Source organism: Streptomyces sp. NPDC056222 (assembly GCF_042264065.1).
GTDB lineage: Bacteria > Actinomycetota > Actinomycetes > Streptomycetales > Streptomycetaceae > Streptomyces.
In genome coordinates this window covers 1-20,686 of the sequence record NZ_JBHJTL010000124.1, presented here as the reverse complement: position 1 = coordinate 20,686, position 20,686 = coordinate 1, and the positions used below count along the sequence as shown (strand labels likewise).

Here is a 20,686-nt window from a genome sequence, read left to right as displayed (position 1 = left end):
TGGACGGCACGGCCCCAAAGTCCGGCACGCGCTGCTCCTCGCGGGTAGAACTAGACGGGCCCGGACCTGTTGTCAGGTCCGGGCCCTTCTCGTACACCTACGTGGGTCTAGTAGATCGGCTTCTCGGGCTCGATCTGGTTCACCCAGCCGATGACGCCGCCGCCGACGTGCACCGCGTCCGCGAAGCCCGCGGACTTGAGCACCGCGAGGACTTCCGCACTGCGGACACCCGTCTTGCAGTGCAGGACGATCCGCTTGTCCTGCGGGAGGTCCTGGAGGGCGTTGCCCATCAGGAACTCGTTCTTCGGGATCAGCCGCGCGCCGGGGATCGAGACGATCTCGTACTCGTTGATCTCCCGGACATCGATGATGTCGATGTTCTCGCCCTCGTCGATCCACTCCTTGAGCTGCTTGGGAGTGATCGTCGAGCCGAGTGCCGCCTCCTGGGCCTCCTCGGACACGACGCCGCAGAAGGCCTCGTAGTCGATGAGCTCGGTGACGGTCGGGTTCTCGCCGCAGACCGCGCAGTTCGGGTCCTTGCGGACCTTCACCTGGCGGTACTGCATCTCCAGGGCGTCGTAGATCATCAGTCGGCCGACCAGCGGGTCGCCCACGCCGGTCAGGACCTTGATCGCCTCAGTGACCTGGATGGAGCCGATGGACGCGCAGAGCACGCCCAGGACGCCGCCCTCGGCGCAGGACGGGACCATGCCCGGCGGCGGGGGCTCCGGGTAGAGGCAGCGGTAGCAGGGGCCGTACTCGGACCAGAAGACGGAGGCCTGGCCGTCGAAGCGGTAGATCGAGCCCCAGACGTACGGCTTGTTCAGCAGCACGCACGCGTCGTTGACGAGGTAACGCGTGGCGAAGTTGTCCGTGCCGTCGACGATCAGGTCGTACTGGCTGAAGATGTCCATCACGTTCTCGGCCTCGAGCCGCTCTTCGTGGAGGATCACGTTCACGTACGGGTTGATGCCGAGGACCGAGTCCTTGGCGGACTCCGCCTTGGAACGGCCGATGTCCGCCTGGCTGTGGATGATCTGGCGCTGCAGGTTCGACTCGTCGACCTCGTCGAACTCCACGATGCCGAGCGTGCCCACACCGGCCGCGGCCAGGTACATCAGGGCCGGCGAACCGAGGCCACCGGCGCCCACACAGAGCACCTTGGCGTTCTTCAGCCGCTTCTGCCCGTCCATCCCGACATCCGGGATGATCAGGTGGCGGGAGTACCTGCGGACCTCGTCTACGGTGAGCTCGGCAGCCGGCTCGACCAGGGGTGGCAGCGACACGGGGGCTCCGTTGGTCGGTATGTCAGTACGGTTGTTCTCCCCGTAACACTGCCACGGCCCTTCTCATTCCGAGACACCCGGTCCAATGCGCGAGACGATTTCGTCCCAGTAGCCGGGCAGAGTTTGGAATGGGTCGGTTTGTCCTGTGCGGTCCGCGTGGTCCGTGAAGAAGATCGTCCCCGCTCCCTGCCAGCGGGCGATCCGCATCGCCTCGTCCAGGTGACTGCGCGGCACCCCGTGGACGAGATGGACGAACTTCTCCGGCGGATACTCGGCGGTCCACTCGGCCACCTGCGACCAGCGGTAGTCCGCCCACGGCCCGGAGAAGGTGACCAGCTGGTCGGCCGTCTCGGCGTAGCCGGGGTACGGATGGGTGCCATGGCCGAGGACGAGGTGGGCCTCGCCGTCGAGGACCGCCTCCAGGGTGGCCGTGACGCGCCTCACCTCGGGCAGGTCGACCCGGTCGGTGGGACACCGCTCCAGGTAGAAGCCGTCGACCTTGTACCAGTCGAGGAAGCGGTGGGCGTCCGAGACGATCTCGCCGAACTCGCGCGAGCCGTGGCAGAGGTCCAGATGCCCGAGGACCCTGATCCCCGCGTTCCGCAGTCGGCCGGCCGCCTCCAGGCAGTGCGGGTCGGGCCGGTCCCCCGGCCCTTCGGCGACGTTGAGCACGGCCCAGTGCAGGGGGGTGCCGGGGCGGGTCAGTTCCGCCCATTCGACGGGGGCGAGCAGCGGGTGGGCGTAGCCGGGGACCCCGAAGCCCAACTCCGCCATCCGTACGGCTCCGGTCGTGCTCGTGGTCAGATGCGACATGCCGCCTCCATCCAGATGTCGGCGAGCGACTCCTCCAGGTTGATCCTGGGGCGCCAGCCGAGCCGGTCGCGTGCGGTGCGGACGTCGGCCTGCTGCCAGCTGCCGCAGCCGTCGGGGTACGGGAAGGGCGCGGCGGCCAGCTGTTCGGCGATGGTCTCGGTGCGCGGGGCGCCGATGACGGGTCGCTGGGGCGGGCCGTGCGGGCCGTCGAGTTCGTGCAGGGTCCCGGCGTATCCCGCGACGCGGGCCAGTACGGCGGCGGCGTCGCGCAGCCTGACCGCGCGGCCGGTGCCGATGTTGACGACGCCCTGGGCGGCGGAGAGCGAGGCCGCGTGGACGGCGCGGGCCACGTCCCGTACGTCGACGAAGTCGCGCTGCACGCCGAGGCCGCTGAGCTTGAGCTCGCCGTCACCGGCCTGCATGGCGCGGCGCATGGCCTCGGCGAGACGGCCGAGCGGGGAGCCGGCGGGGGTGCCGGGGCCGACGGGCGAGAACACCCGGAGCACGACGGCGTCGAGCCCCGACCCCAGGACGAGTTCGGTCGCCGCCAGCTTCGACACCCCGTAGGGGCCACCGGGGCGGGGCACCGCGTCCTCGGCGGTGGAGGAGCCGGGCTGGCTGGGCCCGTACTCCGAGGCGCAGCCGACCTGGACGAGCCGGGCACCACAGCCGCTGCGGCGCAGGGCCTCGCAGACGGTGGCGACGGCGACGGTGTTGTGCCGGGTCAGGTCGCGGGCGCCGCCGCGGGTGGCGCCCGCGCAGTTGACGACGACTCCGGGGTGGACGGCGTCCAGGAACCGGGTCAGGGCGCCGGGGCTGCCGCCGGCGAGGTCGAACCGTACGTCGGCGTCGTCGCCCCGCCCGAGGGCGGTGAGGTGCACGGCCGGGTCGGCGAGCAGCCGGTCGGCGACGAAGCGGCCGAGGAATCCGTTGGCTCCGAGCAGCAGCACCCTCATCGTGCGGCCCCTTCGTGCCGACCGGCCGTTGCTGGGGGTTGGGAGGTCATGTCTCTTTCGTCTCCTTGGGATGGGGTCCTGCGGGGTGGGTGCGCCCGCGGCGTCGGCTCCGCGGGTGCGCCGGGGTTCAGGTGCCGGTGGCGGCGTGGGCCGAGGCCCGGGAGAGGGCGGCGGTGGCGTGGGCCAGCAGGCCGAGCGCCGCGGCGCCGCAGACGAGGGTGGGTACGGCGCCGGGGCCCGAGGTGTCGACGAGGGCGCGGACCGGGACCGCGAGGAGGTCGCAGCCGGGCACGCGGCCCGCCAGGACGCTCGCGAGGGCGAGCGCCTCGGCGGCGCAGGCGGCGGCGAGGCCGCTCGCGGCGGTCTCGGGGAACCCGTGGACGGTGAGGAGCCGGGCGAGCAGGAGGAGCGCGCCGAGGGCGAGGGCGCCGGGCGCGAAGCCGGTCACGGCCAACAGGCCCGCGAGGACGGCCAGATGGAGGGCCACGGTGGCCAGGAGCAAGGGGCGGGTGCCGGCGGCAAAGTCCTCCAGGCCGCGGCTGACGGTGAGCCTGCGGCGGGCCCTGGTGGCGAAGAGCCGGGCGCACCAGGCGGCGGGGGCGACGGCGAGGGCGAGGCCCAGGAGGGGCCGGGGCGTGATGTCCCAGGCGCCGTCGGGTCCGCCGGCGAGCACCTGTCGGAGAAGACCGTCCCCGCCGACCGCGTACGCGAGGAGCCAGAGGGTCCAGACGCGGGCGGCGGGGACGGTGCGGCCGGCAGCACGCAGGGGGCCGCGCCGGACGGCGACGGCGAGTGCGGCGGCCAGGCCGAGGGCCCCGGCCGCGCCGACGGCGAGGCGCACGGGCCCTTCGGTGAGCGCGAGTCCGGTGACGGTGAGGGCGGCGACGGCTCCGGGCGCGAGGGCGGCCACGGTCCACCCGGCCCACCCGGAGCGCGCTCCGTCCTCGATCGCGGGACGCGGGGGCGCCCCGTTCTGCCGGGGCACGCGCGCGTACAGCTCCTCGGCGAGCGAGAACACGTCCCGATGCCGGAACCGCGCCGCGGTCCTGTCGGTGACCCCGTGGGCCTCGAGCCCGGCGGCGATCTCCAACGGATCGACGGCCCGCTCACACAGCTCCCGGTGCCGATGCATGAGCGCTTTGACGGGATCGGCGGAACCTCGCCGATGGGGCTTGGCAACGGCCTCGGGGGCAGCCGCTGCCGTTCCGGCGCCCTCGCCGCCCGGGACGGCGCGCGGCTGCGGGGCGGCCTGCGGGTACGGGGCAGCCTGCGGGGCGATGCCGGAGCCGGAAGGGTTCTGCCGGTACGGGGCGGCGTGCACGTCCCGCGGCACGTCGGCACCGGGCGGAGCCTGCCGGTGCGGGGCCGCGTGCACATCCGGCGGGACGTCCGCACCGGGCGGAGCCTGCCGGTGCGGGCCGGCGTGCACATCCGGCGGGACGTCGGCACCGGGCGGAGCCTGCCGGTGCGGGCCGGCGTGCACATCCGGCGGGACGTCGGCACCGGGCGGAGCCTGCCGGTGCGGGCCGGCGTGCACATCCGGCGGGACGTCGGCACCGGGCGGAGCCTGCCGGTGCGGGGCGGCATCGGCGGCGGGCGGGCCGGGCACGTCCCCGGCGCCGGGCGGGACCTGCGCGGCCGCAGCCCTGGGTGGGGCACCGGCGCCGGACGGGGCCTGGCGGTACTGCCCACCTCCGGACCCTGACGGGCCTGGCGCGTCCCCCATGCCGAACGCGGCCTGCGGGTGTGGCCCGTTCCCGACCTGCCGGGACGGCACGGCTTCGGTCTGCGGGGCCGCGGCCCAGGGCTGCGTGGGCGAGGCGTCGCTCGCCTCCCGTCTTCCGGGCAGGGCCGAGGCGGCCCGCAGGTGCCGGGCCTCCGGTGTCCCGGGCGACGGCATCGTCGCCGCTCCCGCCCATGAGCGGGAACGCGGTACCTCGTCCGCGTCCCGTGGTGCGAGTCGCGCCCGGGGATCGGCCGATCGGTCCGCGTCCGGTCCGCCCACCGACCGCAGGTCGAGGTCCGCGCCGTCCCGTGCGGGGGGCGCCTGACGCGGGTCCCCGGTCTCCCCCGTGGCGGGCCTCGCCCCGGGTACCCCGTCGGCCGTTCCCCGGCGACCCCACCCCGGGGTCGCCGCCGGCGGCTGCCCGTCGGTCTTCACGGAGACCGTCACGGCGACGGTCAGCGCCGTCGTCTCGAGGAGCGCCTCGGCGCGGGAGTCCGGGGCGGCGGGGCCGCGCATGGGGGTGTCTCCTTCAGGCATCGGGGTCTCCCGCGACGACGGCGCTCACGGGCTGGTCCGCCCAGGTGCCGGGGACGTACGCCTCCGCCGGGTGGGCGAAGGGGACGCCCTCGGCGGCATGGCGGCGCACGGGTGCGTGGGAGAGGAGTTCCAGGTAAATGCCGCGAAATGCCGCGAGGTTCTGTTCGACGGTGAAGAGCTCGAGCGCGCGGGCGCGGGCCGCGGCGCCCAGGCGGTAGCGGCGCTCGGGGTCGCGCAGGAGCGCGAGGCACGCGTCCGCGAGCGCCCGCGGATTGCGCGGGGGCACGACGAGTCCGGTTCCGCCGATGACCTCGACGACCGCGCCCACGTCCGTGGAGACCGTCGCCCGCGCGCAGAACATGGCCTCGACCAGGCTGATCGGGAAGCCCTCGACGACGCTGGAGAGGACCACGACCGCGCCCGCCGCGTACGCCTCGGCGAGCGTCGGCGCCTCCGGTCCGCCGATCTCCTCGAAGGTGACCGGGTTCTCGCCGACGTCGTGTGCCCCGGCGGCCTCGTCGGGGAAGAGCTGCGCCGCGAGCGCCCGGCAGTGCGCGAGGTACGCCTCGGCGCCGGATTCGCGCACCGGGGCCGCGATGATCCGCAGCCGGACGTCGGGCTGGGCCTTGCGCACCTCGGCGAAGGCGTGCAGCAGGGCGATCAGGTCCTTGGCGGGTTCGACGCGGCCGACCCAGACGAGGGTGGCCGGGTCGCCGCTCTCCTCGTCCTCGCCGACCTCGGTGAACCGCTCGGACTCCATGCCCGGGTAGACCGTGCGCAGTTTGGCCCGGTCGGCACCACACCTCTCCTGCCAGCGGCGGGCGTGCGTGTTGCCGGGGGTGAGGAGCGCGGCCTGCCGGTAGACCTCGGCGGCGAGCCGGCCGTGGAAGGCGGCGAGCAGAGCGCGCACCGGCGCGGACAGCGGTGCGTCGGTGGCGGCGAGGTAGTGCGCGCGCAGCTGGACGCCGTACTCGGTGACCAGCAGCGGAGTGCCGAAGAAGCGTTTGGCCAACAGACCGGGAAGCGCCGCCGATCCGCCGGACGCGGCGTGGCAGAGGTCGACCGCGCCGAGCCCGTCCTCGCCGTACCAGTCGAGCGACAGCGGGCGCAGGGCGCGCTCCAACTGGTCGACGAAGGCGAGGTAGTCGGGCACGGTGGCGTCCGCCACGCCCCGGCGTGCGCCGGGAGCGCGGCAGGCGGTCTCCAGGGTGCGGACCGCGAGTTCGGAGCGGAGGGCCGCGTAGAGACCGCCGCGCTCGCGGGCCAGTCCGGCCAGTCCGTAGAGCCCGTCGGCGAAGGCGCGCGCGGCCGCCGCGTCGTCCTCGGCGCAGACGCCTGTCGCGAGCGCTCCGAAGTGGCCGGCGAAGGACCGCCGTTCGCGTCGGCCGTATGTGTGTCCGTCGTCGTCGGGCGCCCAGAGCGGGGCCGTGCGGACGCGCCGGACCTGCGGGGGCAGGTCGACCCAGCCGGCCTCTTCCTGCCGGGCGCTGCGGCTGAGGGCGTACAGGTCGAAGTCGTGCGGCGCGAGCCCGCGCACGAGCCGGTCGCACCAGAGCCTGGACTCACCCGTGGCGTACGGGTAGCCACCCTCCGTCAGCAGTCCGATCCGCATGAGCACACCCCCGATCTCCCTTGCCTTGCGGCGCCGTGGCTCGGCGACTCGCAGCGGGAAGAACGTAAGCGGATATACCGGTGGCGCGATGGACGGTTGTCCGTCGCGCCACCGGAAGGGGTGAATGCACGTAACTTTCCCACCCCAGTCGCGTTTCGTCGCGCTACGGGGCGTTGTACATACGGAGAGTCAGGCTGCGGCCGGCTCCTGCCGCCGTTCGCGGCGCGCGGTCGCGAGGACGGGGTCGAGGGACGGGACGGCGGCGAGCAGCTGTCTCGTGTACGGATCCCGGGGCGAGCCGTACACCTCCTCGACCGTGCCCTGTTCGACGATCCGGCCCCGACGCATGACCGCGACCCGGTCGCTGACCTGCCGTACGACGGCCAGGTCGTGCGCGATGAAGACCAGGGCGAGCCCGAGTTCGCGCTGGAGCTCCGCGAGGAGCGCGGTGACCTGTGCCTGGGTGGTCACGTCGAGCGCGGAGACGGGTTCGTCGCAGACGATCACCTTCGGTTCGGCGGTCAGCGCGCGGGCGATGCCGACGCGCTGGCGCTGCCCACCACTGAACTCGTGCGGATAGGCGTCGTAACGGTCGGGATCGAGCCCGACCCGGTCGAGCAGCTCCCGTACCCGGGCCCGGATCCGGGTGTCGTCGCGGCCGCCCGCCGCGCGCAGGGGGTCCGCGATCGACTCGCCGATCGAGCGGCGCGGGTTGAGTGAGGAGACGGGGTCCTGGAACACCATCTGCAGCTCGCGCGAGAGGCCCCCGAGCTCCGCACCGCCGTACCGGAGCCGGCCGCCGGTCGGATCGAGCAGCCGCACGAGCATCCGCCCGAGCGTCGTCTTGCCGCTGCCGGACTCGCCCACGATCCCCAGGGTCTCCCCCGCCCGCACGGTGAGCGACACGCCGTCGACGGCGGTGACGCGTGCCTTCCCGCGCCCGAACTCCCGCCGCAGGCCGACCGCTTCGAGCAGCGGCTCGCCCACCGCCGGGGGCCGCTCGCGCAGCGGCCCGTCGAGGCGTGGCACCGCGGTGAGCAGGGTCCGGGTGTACGGCTCCGAGGGCGCGGCGAGGACCTCCCGTACCGGGCCGCGTTCGACCTCCCGCCCCGCCCGCATCACAAGCACCTCGTCGACGCTCTCCGCCGCCACGCCCACGTCGTGGGTGACCAGCAGCAGACCCATGCCCGTCTCGCGCCGCAGTTCGTGCAGCAGGTCGAGGATCTGGGCCTGGACGGTGACGTCGAGTGCGGTGGTCGGTTCGTCGGCGATCAGCAGCTGCGGCTCGCAGGCGAGCGCCATCGCGATGAGCGCCCGCTGGCGCATCCCGCCGCTGAACTCGTGCGGGCGGGCGCGGGAGCGGCGCGCTGCGTCGGGGATGCCGACGCGGTCCAGGACCTCGACCGCGCGGGCACGGGCGGCCCGCCTGGATCGCGGGTGGTGGATCCGGTGGACCTCGGCGATCTGGTCGCCGACCGCGAGGTACGGATCGAGGGACGACAGCGGGTCCTGGAAGACCATCGCCGCCACCCCGCCCCGCAGCGCGCGCAGTTCGGCGGCGGAGGCACGGCCGACGTCGATCCCGCCGACCTCGACCGTCCCCGCCACCCGTGCGCCCGTCCCCCGGTGCAGCCCGAGGAGCGCGCCGGCCACCGTCGACTTTCCGCTGCCGGACTCGCCGACGAGGGCCAGCGCCCGGCCCGCGTCCAGCGTGAACGACAGTCCGTCCACGGCCCGTACCGCCCCGTCGAACTCCACCGTGAGGCCGTCGACCCCCACCAGCGCGCTCATGTCAGAACCACCCTTCGGTCGGCGGCGGCGTACAGCAGGTCGGCGATCACGTTCGCCAGGACCACGGCCGCGCCCATCACCATCACCACCCCCGCCACCACCGGCAGGTCGATCTCCCGCACCCCGTCGATGAGGGTCTTGCCGAGCCCGGGGATGCCGAAGAGGGACTCGGTGAGCACGGCGCCGCCGAACATCGAGCCGAGGTCGACCGCGCTGAGCGCGATCACCGGCGGCACGGCGCCGCGCAGCGCATGCCGCCCGACGACCGCCCGCTCGCTCACGCCGTACGCCCGGAAGGTGCGGATGTGGTCCTCGGCGAGCGTCTCCAGCGTGGAACTCCGGGTCAGTCGCGCGTACTTGGCGGACTCGAAGAAGCCGAGGGTGATCCAGGGCAGGAGCATGTTCCACGCCCACTGCTCGGGGTCCTCGCCGAGCGGCACGTACGTGGGGAACGGCAGCCATTGCAGGTACGCGCAGACGGCCATCAGCAGGAGCAGCCCGAGGATGAAGACGGGTGTGCCGGTCCCGGCGAGGGTCAGCACGGTCAGCGTCCGCTCGGTGAGGCCGCCGCGGCGCAGCGCGGAGAGCAGCCCGGTGCCGACGCCGACGACGAGCCAGATGACCATCGCGCCCAGGGCGAGCGAGGCGGTGGCGGGCAGCCGCTCGAGGACGAGCTGGGTGACCTGCTGGTCGGTCTGGTACGACAGGCCGAGGCAAGGCGCGTCGCAGTGGAGCACGGAGGTGCCGGTGCTGTGGTCACGGCCCACGAGGACGCCCTGGAGGAACTGTCCGTACTGTGCGAAGGCGCCTTGGTTCAGGCCGAGTTGCTCGCTCACCTGGGCCACCTGCTGCGGGCTGCAGCGTTCGCCGCAGGCGAGCCGGGCGGGGTCACCGGGCGCGAGGCGGAAGAGCGCGTGGACGAGGACGGACAGCGCGAGAAGGACGAGCACGGCCCCCGCGAGCCGCTTGAGGACGAAGCGCGTCATGAAGGCGTCTCCTTGCGGGTGCCGACGCCGAGCCGGCCGGCCTCGCGCGGGTCGAGGGCCGCGCGCACCGCGTCGCCGAGCACCGTGAAGGCGAGCACGGTCACGAAGAGCATTCCGGCGGGCAGCAGCACGTACGTCGGGTCGGCGCGGAACCAGGTCTGCGCGGTCGACAGCATCTGTCCCCACGACGGCGTCGGCGGCTTCACCCCCACACCGAGGAAGGAGAGCGAGGCCTCGACGACCATGTTCACGGGCACGAGGATCGCCGCGTACGTGACGACGGGCGCAGCGAGCGAGGGGACGAGCTCGCGCCGGGCGACCCGCCATCGGCCGGAGCCCGCGAGCCGCGCCGCGGCCACGAAGTCCAGGCTCTTGAGGGTGAGTGTCTGCGCCCGCACGATCTTGGACGTACCGCCCCAGCCGAGGACTCCGATCACGAGGATCAGCAGCAGCGGCCGCGGGAAGTCCGGGGGGACGACGGCGGTCAGGGCGATGGCGAGCACGAGCATCGGCAGCGCGACCAGGACATCGGTCAGCCGGCCGAGGACGGCGTCGACGACACGGTTGCCGAGTCCGGCGGCCAGGCCGATCACGAGCCCGAGGAGCACCTGGACGGCCGTCGCTCCGACGGCGACCAGAAGGGAGATCCGGCCGCCGTGGAGGAGCCGTAAGAACAGGTCGCGGCCGGTGCCCGGTTCGACGCCGAGCCAGTGGTCGGCGCTGATCCCGCCGAAGGAGCCGAGCGGGACCCCGCCTCGGGCCGAGTCGACGAGGTCGTCGTGGTACGTGGTGGCGTCCTGCCCTGCCAGCGCGGCGAGGAGCGGCGCGGCGGCCGCGAGGAGGACGAGCAGGGCGAGGACTCCGGCGGCGACGAGCGCCGAGGGGCGGGTGCGCAGGCGCCGCCACACCTGCCGGGCGGTGCCCGTGGCGGGGATCTCCGCCACGGGCACCGTCGCCTGGGCCGTCGTGGTCACTTGACCGCGACCTGCGAGACGTCGAGGACGCCGGTCCAGTCGCTGATGACGACGTTCTTGACGTCCTTGCCGACGAGCCGCTTGTAGACGGGGTGGAAGAGCGGCACGTCGAGAGCCTGCTCGCCGATCTTCTTGTCGAGCGCCCCCCAGCGGACGGCGGCGGCCTTGAGGTCGGTCAGCTTGTTGATCTCGTCGATCTCCTTGTTGACCGCCGGGTCGTTCAGCTGCGCGTGGTTGTAGTTGGAGCCATTGGTGACGATCTGGCGCCCGTCGAAGATCGGCGCGAGGAACGGGCCGCCGGCCGGCCAGTCGGCGCCCCAGCGGGAGAGGAAGAGGCCGGGCGCGTCCTTGACGCTCCAGCGCTTCTCGTTGAAGGAGTTGGGCTCCTGGCCGTCGAGCTTCACGGTGATACCGGCCTTGCCGAGCGCCTCCTGGACGGCGGTGGCGATCTCCGGGCTCGTCGTGCGGTTCTGCGCGGTGGAATGCAGCAGTGTGACGGTGAGCCCGTTCGGGTAGCCGGCCTCCTTCAGGAGTTCCCTGGCCTTGGCGGGGTCTCCGGTCCTCCCGGCCGGGAAGTGGTCGTAGGGCGTGAAGCCGAAGGCCTTCTGCTCGGGCAGGAAGGTGGTGGCGGGCTCGGCGAGCGCGGAGCCGCCGGCCGCGTTGACGACGCTGGTGCGGTTGATCGCGTACGCGACGGCCTGGCGCACCTTGATGTTGTCGAAGGGCTTCACCTTCGGGTTGAAGGCGATGTAGTTGGTGAAGCCGAAGTGTCCGGTGCCGACGCGGGCGGCGAGCTCCTTGTTCGAGCCGATCTGGGCGAGCTCGGCCGGGCCGAGGTTGGTGTCGGTGGTGACGGCGGCGGCGTCGGCGCCCGAGGAGGTGGACAGGCGCTGGTTGATGACGGCCTCGTCCAGGCCCGACCTGACGTCGATCGTGTCGGGGTAGGCCTTGCGCTCCTCGTCGGTCTTCGGGTCCCAGTGCTCGTTGCGCTCCAGGACGAGGTGCTCGCCGTCGTTCTCGTTCTTCACGACCTTGTACGGGCCGGAGGAGACCGGGTGCTCCTCGTACGTGGCGCCGGTGTCCTTGGCCTTGGGCACGGGGGCGAACTGGGTCTGGGTGGCGACGAAGGGGAACTCGCCCTCGGGCTTCCTCAGCTTGAAGACGATCGTCTTCGCATCGGGCGTGACGATCGAGGCGAGGCCCTTCTTGTCCTTGTACGGACCCCGATAGGCGTCACCGCCGACCAGCCAGTCACGCAAGTACGGTGCGCCGCCCGAGAGTTCGGCCGCGAAGGAGCGCTCGATGCCGTACTTGACGTCGGCGCTGGTGATCGGCGTGCCGTCCTCGAACTTCAGGCCGTCCTTCAGCGTGTACGTCCACTCGGTGGCGTCCTTGTTGGGGCGGCCGGTGTCGGTGGCGAGGTCGGGGACGACCTGCGTGCCGGCGGCGCCCGCCTCGCGGTTGCGGGTGGTGAGCGTACGGAAGACGAGGGAGGGAACGTTGCCGCCGCCGGAGGTGTAGAGGCGGGCGGGGTCGAAGTCGGACTGCGCCTCGGAGTTGAGGACGGTCAGGGTGCCGCCCTTGCTCGGCGTGCCCTCGCCCGTACCACCGGCGGCCTTGTCGCCCGCTCCGTCCTGGGGGCCGGCGCAGGCGACGGCGCCCGAGGCCAGGACGAGACCGATGGCGGCCGCTGCCAGGCGGCGCGATATGACGGACGGTTGACGCATGGGAAAGACCTCTCGGATGAATGCCGATACCGCGTGGCGCGGCGCAGAAGAGAATGCGGAAATTCCGCACGCGGGCAGCGGCGACGAGAGGGAGTACCCCGGTGAATACGTGAAGGCCGCGCCTGCGAGCGGAGGGGAACCCGGGCACGGAAATGCGGCGGCAGAGTCCGAAAAGGAGAAGAGGGCCGACGCGCGCTCGGGCGGAGTCAGCTACAGAGAATGTCGGACACGGTGTGTCCGGTCACGCCGATGAGCGCCAGCTCTATGGCGGCGCGCTCGAAGGTGACGTGACGGTGCGACATGCCGAGAAATATCTACGACCGCGCGAGCGATGTCAACGCGCGATCAGTGAATTCGAGACACCCGTCTCGCGATGCGGTCACCTTCGACGGGTCCGGGCATCCTGACGGGGCCTCAACTCCCTGGATGCACCCAGGGGTTGGGGCGGCACTTGATGCCTTCGACGTTCAGGGACTTGGTCTGCTGCTGCATGACAGGGGCGAGGGCACCGGGCGTACGGCAGGACACGTGGCTGTGTCCGAGCCGGTGTCCGACCTCGTGGTTGATGAGCATCTGGCGATAGGCGAACATCGCCTTCGCGCCGAAGGTCTCCGAGCCCTGGGCCCAGCGGAATGCGTTGATCATCACCCGGGAGGTGGACGCGGAGTCGCAGGAGACATTGTCGACGGTGGTGTCCAGGTCGGACTTCGCACACCAGACACCGGTGGTGCCGGGACTGGCGAGCGTGATCACGAACTCCGGGTCCCCGCTGGAAATCCGCTCGAAGGTCATCTCGCCCTGACCGGCCCAGCTCCGCTCGTCGTTGAGGGTCTTCTGCACGGCCTGCGCGAAGAGTGCCGCGTCGAGTCCGAGTCCCTTCTCGACGTCGACCCGGTAGCGGATCTTCCTTCCCTTGCCCGGCGCCTTGTCGAAGCCGGCCACGGCCTCGAACTCGCCCGAGCCCTTGAGCTTGGGGTCGATGGGGAACTGACGTGACATCAGCTGCTCGTAGGTGGGCGGCTCGGCGGGGGCGCTGGGTGCGACGGGTGCGGCCTGCGTGGGTGTCGGCCGGATGTCGGAGCGCGAGGCGTCGTCCTCGATGGCCCGGTCGGCGGAGCCGTCGGCCGAGTGGGCCAACGGGCTGCCGGAGTCCCGTTCGGCCACCTGACCGGCCACGACGACGGCGAGGACGGTGGTGACGGCGGCGGCCGCGATGCCGGTGAAGGTCCGGCCCTTGCCGCCGGTCCTGGCCGGCGGTTCCTCGGGAAGCTCCTCGGGAAGCTCCTCGGGGCGGGACTCGCGCCGCTGACCGGGGATGAAGGGGGCCTGCGGTGCGGTCTCGTCCCGGGCCGGCCGGGGCTCCTCCTGCAGGTCCATGTAGCGCTGGGGCCGTGCCGGCGTGTCGGCGTGCTCGGGATGCCCGCCCCGTACCGCCGTGTCGTCGGGGGCGGTGTAGATCGGCGTGCCGTGCATCGGGGTGTCCCAGACCGGCCGACCGCCGCCGGGCCCGTACGCCCCCTGTCCGTACCCGCCCTGGGTGCGCGGGCCCTGGGTGCTCGGAGCCTGCCCGTACCCGCCCTGTCCGTATCCGCCCTGGCTACGCGGGCCCTGCGTGCGCGGGCCCTGCCCGTACGTGCCCTGGGCGTAGCCGGTCTGCCCGGCGCCCTGCTGCGGTCCCGCGCCGCCGGGGCGGCCGTATCCGCTCTGCCCGTACGGACTCTGCTGTCCTTGCGCCGCCGGGGTGTACCCGTCCTGGCCCGGCGCGCGCCTGCGGCGTCCCGTCCCCGACCCCGCCGCTTCGCGCTGCCCCGTATCCACGGGGGGAGCGGGCGCGGGGCCCTTCCGACTATGTCGTCCCACGCCCCGGATCAGCTCCCGCCGCTGTCGTGTGTGCCGTGTTTCTCGGCTTCGATCAGTTCCCGGACGGCCTTGGCGACCGTCTCGGGGTACTCCATCATGGCCACATGTCCGGCGTCCGGGAGCGTCAGGAGGCGCGAGCCGCGGAACGCGGCGGCCGCCCTGCGCGCCATCCGGTACGAAACGAGCTGGTCACGGCCGCCGTAGATGAGCAGGGTCGGCGCGAGCACCCGTTCTGCCTGCCGCCAGAGACCGTGTTGACCGCCGAGCGTGTAGGCGTCGACGATGCCGCGCGAGGAGCGGGCCATGACGTCCCAGAAGTACGGGAGCTCCAGGCGCCGCTCCATCTCCTCCACGGCGTGTCGGAAGCCCTCGTCGGAGACCCGACCGGGGTCTCCGTAACAGAGGGCGAGCACCCCGCGGACCCGCTGCTCCGGCGTCCAGCCCCTGGTCAGCTTCGCGAAGAGGGGCGCGACGCCCGGCACGGCGAGCATCACGGTCGGCCAGGCGGTGCGCTGGGCGCGCAGCTCGGGCAGGGCCGGGGAGACCAGGGTGAGGGTGCGGACCAGGTCGGGGCGGACCGCGGCGACGCGGGTGGAGACGGCGCCGCCGAGCGAGTTGCCGATCAGGTGGACCGGTCCGCGGCCTGCGGCGTCGAGAAGTCGGATGACGGCCCGGGCGTGTCCGGTGACCGAGTAGTTGCCGTCGTCGGGCGGCGGGGAGTCGCCGAAGCCTGGCAGGTCGACGGCCTCGCCGTCGACCTGGTCGGCCAGCAGCGGCATCAGTGCCGACCAGTTCTGCGAGGAGCCGCCGAGCCCGTGGACGTAGAGCGCGGGCGGGAGGCCCGGCCGGTCACCGGGGCGGGCGCGCACGGTCAGCGTGAGCCCGGGAAGGGCGACGGAGCGCAACTCCTCGCCGTCCGCCACCCGTACGGCGCGGGTTCGCGACGCGGGCGGTGCGGCGGCGGTCCGGGTTTCCGGCAGCTCGGTCGACGACATGGCCGCAATATTACGAGACGATCACGCGGCGGGGCGTGTGTGTGGCGTCACAGGTACGGGTGCGCCGCGCGAGGTGTGCTCCTACGCTCGAAGAGAGGGCCATCGGAGAGGACCCGCACGCCGGAAGGAATCGCATGACTGTCGATCCGACCGAGCCGGACACATTCGCCGAGGAAGAGGTCGCGGTGCTCGACGAGGAAATCCCGGAGGCCGACGCCGCCGAGCAGCACACGGATGTCCAGCAGCAGGAGGAGGAGCATCCCACGCATCTCGAACAGGACTCCGCGAACCCGGCGGACGCGTCCGAGCAGGCACGGGTCGTCACCCTGGACGAAGACGACTACCGCTGATTTGTTCGGTTTAATCTTGAATCGCCTGTCGCCCCGGACGTCCGGTCCGTGAAATTCTGCGTCCGCACCGCGCACAGCCGGGTTACCCAAAAGTACGATGGCGGGCGCGGCGCCACAGCGCGCATGGATCGATTTTTGGGAGGCGGCGTGACAGCCATCGAGCAGACAGAGGCAGCACGCCCTCGGGGCACGCGCCTTCCGCGCCGAGCCCGACGGAACCAGCTTCTGGGTGCGGCCCAGGAGGTGTTCGTCGCGCAGGGGTACCACTCCGCCGCGATGGACGACATCGCCGAACGGGCGGGCGTCAGCAAGCCGGTGCTCTACCAGCACTTCCCGGGCAAGCTCGAGCTCTACCTGGCTCTGCTCGACCAGCACTGCGAGTCGCTCCTCCAGGCCGTGCGCACGGCGCTGGCGTCGACGACGGACAACAAGCTCCGGGTCGAGGCGACGATGGACGCGTACTTCGCGTACGTGGAGGACGAGGGCGGCGCGTTCCGTCTCGTCTTCGAGTCCGACCTGACCAACGAGCCGGCCGTGCGCGAGCGCGTGGACCGGGTCAGCCTCCAGTGCGCCGAGGCGATCTCGGACGTGATCGCGGAGGACACCAACCTCTCGAAGGACGAGTCGATGCTGCTGGCCGTGGGCCTGGGCGGCGTCTCGCAGGTCGTGGCGCGCTACTGGCTCTCCAGCGAGTCCGCCATTCCCCGCGACAAGGCGGTGGCCCTGCTGACCTCGCTGGCCTGGCGCGGTATCGCGGGCTTCCCGCTGCACCCGACGGACGGCCAGCCGATCACCGACGGCGGCTGAGTCCCACTCCCCGGTCCCGGTTATTCCCTCCCGGCTGTTCGCTCCTGGCGTGCGGCGGGTGCGCCGTGCGGGTCCCCTCACCGGGCTAATGTGTGCACCGTACGGCGCGGGAGACGCGCAACGCTGACCGTTCGGAGGGACATAGCCGTGGAGGTCAAGATCGGCGTGCAGCACGCACCCCGGGAGATCGTTCTGGAGAGCGGGCAGTCCGCCGAGGAGGTCGAGCGCGCCGTGGCCGACGCGCTCGCCGGCAAGGCGGCGCTGCTCAGCCTCACGGACGAAAAGGGCCGCAAGGTCCTGGTGCCGGCCGAGAAGATCGCGTACGTGGAGATCGGTGAGCCCGCGGTCCGCCGCGTGGGCTTCGGCGCTCTCTGAGACGTACGGCCGAACAGGGGAAGGCCCGGCGGATCCGATCCGCCGGGCCTTCCGTGTGTCCTGGCGCCCGGTCCCGCCTACACCGTGGGCGAATGTCCTGGTGAGGGGCGCCGAAGAGGATTGCGTCCGGGGCGGCCCGGGTAGGACGGCCTGTGACCGAATTGCCCGCCCCGCACCGCACGCGAGGTGATCCCGTGTTCTTGGAAGCTCTCGGCTCCGCCCTGCTCGGACTCGCCCTGGCCTGGGCGGCCGTGCACCGGCTGCCCGAACGCCTCCCCGCACGTGGGGTCGTCCTCACCACGGGCTCGCTGGGTGCCGTCTTCGGCGCCCTGGTGACGCACGGGGCCCTGGGCCCCGGTCACGCCCTGGCCACGCTGCTCGGCGCGGTCGCGGTCGCCACGGTCCTGCTCTCGCTGCTGATCCGCCCCGCCTCGCGTCGGCTGCGACGATCAGCGGCGGCGTGAACAGCGCCGCCGCACAGGACCCGTGACCGACCCGTCTACGCCGCCAGACCCAGCGCGGCCATGCGCTTGGTGTGCGCCTCGGTGATACGGGAGAACATCCGGCCGACCTCCGCCAGGTCGAAGCCGTCGGCGACACCGCCGACCAGCATCGTGGAGAGCGCGTCGCGCTCGGCGACCACACGCTGCGCCTGGGAGAGCGCCTCGCCCATCAGCCGGCGGGCCCACAGCGCGAGCCGCCCGCCGACGCGCGGGTCGGCCTCGATCGCGGCTCGCACCTTCTCCACGGCGAAGTTGCCGTGGCCCGTGTCGTCGAGCACCGAGAGCACCAGCCGGCGCGTGTCGGAGTCGAGGCGGGCCGCCACCTCCCGGTAGAAGTCGGAGGCGATGGAGTCACCGACGTACGCCTTGACCAGGCCCTCCAGCCAGTCCGACGGAGCGGTCTGGCGGTGGAAGTCGTCCAGCGCCTTGGCGAACGGCTCCATCGCGGCCGTCGGCTCCGCGTCGACGGCGGCCAGCCGGTCCCGCAGCTGCTCGAAGTGGTGGAACTCCGCGGAGGCCATCTTCGCCAGCTCCGCCTTGTCCGCGAGCGTCGGCGCGAGCTTGGCGTCCTCGGCGAGCCGCTCGAAGGCCGCCAGCTCGCCGTAGGCCAGTGCGCCGAGCAGGTCGACGACCGCGGCGCGGTACTGCGGCTCGGCCGAGGCCGTGGCCCAGTCCTGGGCGGCGATCCCGGTGAACTCTTCGGCGGTCTCCGCGGCGGTCTCTCCGGCGGGCGTGGCGTTGTCAGGCGTCTCCATGAAGCGCACAATAGCCCGCTCCCCGACCCGCGTAAGGCCCTGGTCAGTCACTGTGACCGCGCCCTCATCACGAATTCCCCCAACACACATGCGCGAATCCGGGGTACAGTGGTAAAGCGCCTGCTGAGTATGCGGACATGCTTTCGCACGTTCGGACGTACACGGTGGGCCGACTCATGAATGAGGATGCCCGGTCGGTGGCCCGACTGGCTCCGACCCGACAGCCCTCCCCGCGCACCTGCAGGAGAGGGTCCCTCAAGCGGCACGACGCTCGAGCGACGGCAGTGGTCCCGCGCCACCCGGCTGTGATCCATTCGTCGATCCGGCCGGAAGCGAATCGGCACGGTACGACCCCCAGCGTTCGCCTCGCGCCGCGTCTCACAGAAGAGGCAGCACCCTGACTACGACTTTCCGAGAGCTCGGGATTCTTCCCGAGACGGCCGAGGCGCTCGAAGCCGTCGGCATCGTGTCCCCCTTTCCCATCCAGGAGATGACCCTTCCGGTCGCGCTCTCCGGCACCGACGTCATCGGCCAGGCCAAGACCGGCACCGGCAAGACGCTCGGCTTCGGTCTGCCGCTCCTGGAGCGCGTCACCGTCCCCGCGGACGTCGAGGCAGGCCGGGCCAAGCCCGAGCAGCTGACCGACGCCCCGCAGGCCCTGGTCGTCGTCCCGACCCGCGAGCTGTGCACCCAGGTCACCAACGACCTGCTGACCGCCGGCAAGGTCCGTAACGTCCGCGTGCTCGCCATCTACGGCGGCCGGGCGTACGAGCCCCAGGTCGAGGCGCTCAAGAAGGGCGTCGACGTCGTCGTCGGCACCCCGGGCCGTCTGCTCGACCTGGCAGGCCAGCGCAAGCTCGACCTGTCCCACGTCAAGGCCCTCGTCCTCGACGAGGCCGACGAGATGCTCGACCTGGGCTTCCTGCCCGACGTCGAGAAGATCATCAACATGCTGCCGCCGAAGCGTCAGACCATGCTGTTCTCGGCGACCATGCCCGGCGCCGTCATCGGCCTGGCCCGCCGCTACATGTCGCAGCCCACGCACATCCGCGCCACCGCGCCGGACGACGAGGGCGTGACCGTCGCCAACATCACGCAGCGCGTCTACCGCGCGCACTCCATGGACAAGCCGGAGCTGATCTCCCGCGTCCTGCAGGCCAACGGCCGCGGGCTCGCGATGATCTTCTGCCGTACGAAGCGCACGGCGGCCGACATCGCCGAGCAGCTCGAGCGGCGCGGCTTCGCGTCCGGCGCGGTCCACGGCGACCTGGGCCAGGGCGCCCGCGAGCAGGCTCTGCGCGCGTTCCGCAACGGCAAGGTCGACGTGCTCGTCTGCACCGACGTCGCCGCCCGCGGTATCGACGTCGAGGGCGTCACGCACGTCATCAACTACCAGTCGCCGGAGGACGAGAAGACGTTCCTCCACCGCGTGGGCCGCACCGGCCGCGCGGGCGCCAAGGGCACGGCCATCACCCTGGTCGACTGGGACGACATCCCGCGCTGGCAGCTGATCAACAAGGCGCTGGGGCTGGACTTCCACGAGCCGGTCGAGACCTACTCCAGCTCCCCGCACCTCTTCGAGGAGCTGGACATCCCGGCGGGCACCAAGGGTGTCCTGCCCCGCGCCGAGCGGACCCGTGCGGGTCTGGGCGCGGAGGAGCTCGAGGACCTGGGCGAGCCGGGCGGCCGTGGTGGCCGTGGGCGCAAGCAGGCCGCCGCCCCGGCGGCCGAGGAGCGTCCGGACCGTACGCGCGCCCCGCGCCAGCGTCGCCGTACGCGTGGTGGATCCACCGTGGACGAGACGACGGCCGCCGTCGCCGCTCCGGTGGCGGAGGACGCCCCCGCCGAGCCGCGCACCCCGCGCCGCCGTCGCCGTACCCGTACGGCCGGCGTGCCGGTCGCGGAGGCCGCTGTCGCCACGGTGACGGAGGCCCCGGTGGCCCCCGCCGCCGCGGTCGCCACGAAGGCCCCGGTCGCCGCCAAGGCTCCCGCCGCTCCGGTGATCCCCGCCGCCGCTGCGGCCCCGGCGGTCGAGGAGGCCCCCAAGGCTCCGCGTCGTCGCCGTACGCGCATCGTGAAGCCCGACGAGACGGTGTCCTTCCAGACTCCGGAGACGGCCGCCGCCGCCCTCGCGACGCTCGCTCCGGCCGCGCCGGTGAAGACGGTCGCGCCGGTCGAGACCGTCGAGGAGCCCAAGAAGGCGCCCCGTCGCCGTACGACGAAGAAGGCCGCCGCGGTGGTCGAGACGGCCCCCGTGGCCGCCGAGATCGTCGAGGAGGCCCCCAAGGCTCCCCGTCGCCGCACGACCAAGAAGGCCGTCGCCGCCGAGGCCCCGGCCGTCGAGGCTCCGGCTGCCGAGGCCGCCCCGGTCGTCGAGGAGGCCCCCAAGGCTCCCCGTCGCCGTACGGCCAAGAAGGCCGTCGCCGCCGAGGCCCCCGACGCCTCGGAGCCGAAGGCGGCCCCGCGCCGCCGCACGGTGAAGAAGGCGGCCGCCGCTCCGGCGGAGGCCACCGAGACGGCCGAGGCCCCCAAGGCCCCGCGTCGCCGCACGACGAAGAAGGCCGCGGCCGCTCAGCCCGAGAGCTGACGCGTCGTCGCACCGCATCCGGCGGCCCGGTCCCTGCTCAGGGGCC

18 protein-coding genes are annotated in these 20,686 nt (G+C 72.8%); 5 read left to right on the top strand and 13 right to left on the bottom strand.

The features are described 5' to 3' along the window. Nucleotides 1-107 precede the first annotated feature (107 nt). The 12 genes from moeZ to ACFC0D_RS34905 form a co-directional block, all read right to left on the bottom strand. Nucleotides 108-1,286, bottom strand: coding sequence for an adenylyltransferase/sulfurtransferase MoeZ (moeZ, locus tag ACFC0D_RS34960; RefSeq protein WP_376445095.1), 1,179 nt, complete (start codon nt 1,284-1,286; stop codon nt 108-110). Nucleotides 1,287-1,349: 63 nt separating this feature from the next. Further along, the gene (locus ACFC0D_RS34955; protein ID WP_376445093.1) at nt 1,350-2,099 is read right to left on the bottom strand and encodes a spherulation-specific family 4 protein; all 750 of its coding nucleotides are present in this window, start codon (nt 2,097-2,099) and stop codon (nt 1,350-1,352) included. Beyond that, complete coding sequence (locus ACFC0D_RS34950; RefSeq protein ID WP_376445090.1) at nt 2,087-3,055, bottom strand: NAD-dependent epimerase/dehydratase family protein; 969 nt, start codon at nt 3,053-3,055, stop codon at nt 2,087-2,089. Before ACFC0D_RS34950 ends, ACFC0D_RS34955 begins: the two co-directional genes overlap by 13 nt. A 127-nt stretch (nt 3,056-3,182) precedes the next feature. Then, nucleotides 3,183-5,297, bottom strand: a complete 2,115-nt coding sequence (locus ACFC0D_RS34945) for a hypothetical protein (RefSeq protein WP_376445087.1) — start codon at nt 5,295-5,297, stop codon at nt 3,183-3,185. A 13-nt stretch (nt 5,298-5,310) separates the two neighbouring features. Next, nucleotides 5,311-6,930: a DUF3492 domain-containing protein gene (locus ACFC0D_RS34940; RefSeq protein WP_376445084.1), complete on the bottom strand. Its 1,620-nt coding sequence runs from the start codon at nt 6,928-6,930 to the stop codon at nt 5,311-5,313. A 189-nt stretch (nt 6,931-7,119) separates the two neighbouring features. Further along, entirely contained in the window at nt 7,120-8,721 is a 1,602-nt protein-coding gene (locus tag ACFC0D_RS34935; RefSeq protein WP_376445081.1) for a dipeptide ABC transporter ATP-binding protein, read from the bottom strand. Further along, nucleotides 8,718-9,707: an ABC transporter permease gene (locus tag ACFC0D_RS34930; protein WP_376445078.1), complete on the bottom strand. Its 990-nt coding sequence runs from the start codon at nt 9,705-9,707 to the stop codon at nt 8,718-8,720. The genes ACFC0D_RS34935 and ACFC0D_RS34930 overlap by 4 nt, the downstream gene beginning before the upstream one ends. Next, on the bottom strand, nt 9,704-10,681 hold the full coding sequence (locus tag ACFC0D_RS34925) for an ABC transporter permease (RefSeq protein WP_376445075.1): 978 nt from the start codon (nt 10,679-10,681) through the stop codon (nt 9,704-9,706). The genes ACFC0D_RS34930 and ACFC0D_RS34925 overlap by 4 nt, the downstream gene beginning before the upstream one ends. Further along, nucleotides 10,678-12,408: an ABC transporter substrate-binding protein gene (locus ACFC0D_RS34920; protein ID WP_376445073.1), complete on the bottom strand. Its 1,731-nt coding sequence runs from the start codon at nt 12,406-12,408 to the stop codon at nt 10,678-10,680. The genes ACFC0D_RS34925 and ACFC0D_RS34920 overlap by 4 nt, the downstream gene beginning before the upstream one ends. Before the next feature lie 206 nt (nt 12,409-12,614). Further along, on the bottom strand, nt 12,615-12,710 hold the full coding sequence (locus ACFC0D_RS34915) for an Ms4533A family Cys-rich leader peptide (protein ID WP_376445070.1): 96 nt from the start codon (nt 12,708-12,710) through the stop codon (nt 12,615-12,617). A gap of 112 nt (nt 12,711-12,822) precedes the next feature. Continuing rightward, nucleotides 12,823-14,226, bottom strand: a complete 1,404-nt coding sequence (locus ACFC0D_RS34910) for a DUF3152 domain-containing protein (RefSeq protein WP_376445068.1) — start codon at nt 14,224-14,226, stop codon at nt 12,823-12,825. A gap of 50 nt (nt 14,227-14,276) precedes the next feature. Further along, entirely contained in the window at nt 14,277-15,263 is a 987-nt protein-coding gene (locus ACFC0D_RS34905) for an alpha/beta fold hydrolase (protein WP_376445065.1), read from the bottom strand. Nucleotides 15,264-15,397: 134 nt separating this feature from the next. Here ACFC0D_RS34905 and ACFC0D_RS34900 point away from each other — a divergent pair, with 134 nt between their 5' ends. From ACFC0D_RS34900 to ACFC0D_RS34885, 4 genes are all read left to right on the top strand, one after another. Then, nucleotides 15,398-15,613, top strand: coding sequence for a hypothetical protein (locus ACFC0D_RS34900; RefSeq protein ID WP_376445061.1), 216 nt, complete (start codon nt 15,398-15,400; stop codon nt 15,611-15,613). Nucleotides 15,614-15,760: 147 nt separating this feature from the next. Then, nucleotides 15,761-16,420 carry a TetR/AcrR family transcriptional regulator gene (locus ACFC0D_RS34895; protein WP_329116321.1) on the top strand — a complete coding sequence of 220 codons (660 nt, stop codon included), beginning with the start codon at nt 15,761-15,763 and terminating at the stop codon, nt 16,418-16,420. Nucleotides 16,421-16,567: 147 nt separating this feature from the next. After that, nucleotides 16,568-16,795 carry a DUF3107 domain-containing protein gene (locus ACFC0D_RS34890; RefSeq protein WP_376445057.1) on the top strand — a complete coding sequence of 76 codons (228 nt, stop codon included), beginning with the start codon at nt 16,568-16,570 and terminating at the stop codon, nt 16,793-16,795. A 194-nt stretch (nt 16,796-16,989) separates the two neighbouring features. After that, complete coding sequence (locus ACFC0D_RS34885) at nt 16,990-17,259, top strand: hypothetical protein (RefSeq protein WP_376445054.1); 270 nt, start codon at nt 16,990-16,992, stop codon at nt 17,257-17,259. Nucleotides 17,260-17,294: 35 nt separating this feature from the next. On the opposite strand, the gene ACFC0D_RS34880 is transcribed toward ACFC0D_RS34885, so the two are convergent. Next, nucleotides 17,295-18,053: a ferritin-like fold-containing protein gene (locus ACFC0D_RS34880; RefSeq protein ID WP_376445052.1), complete on the bottom strand. Its 759-nt coding sequence runs from the start codon at nt 18,051-18,053 to the stop codon at nt 17,295-17,297. Between the two features lie 490 nt (nt 18,054-18,543). On the opposite strand from ACFC0D_RS34880, the gene ACFC0D_RS34875 reads away from it, so the two are divergent. Then, entirely contained in the window at nt 18,544-20,640 is a 2,097-nt protein-coding gene (locus ACFC0D_RS34875) for a DEAD/DEAH box helicase (protein WP_376445049.1), read from the top strand. The last annotated feature ends 46 nt before the right edge of the window (nt 20,641-20,686 follow it).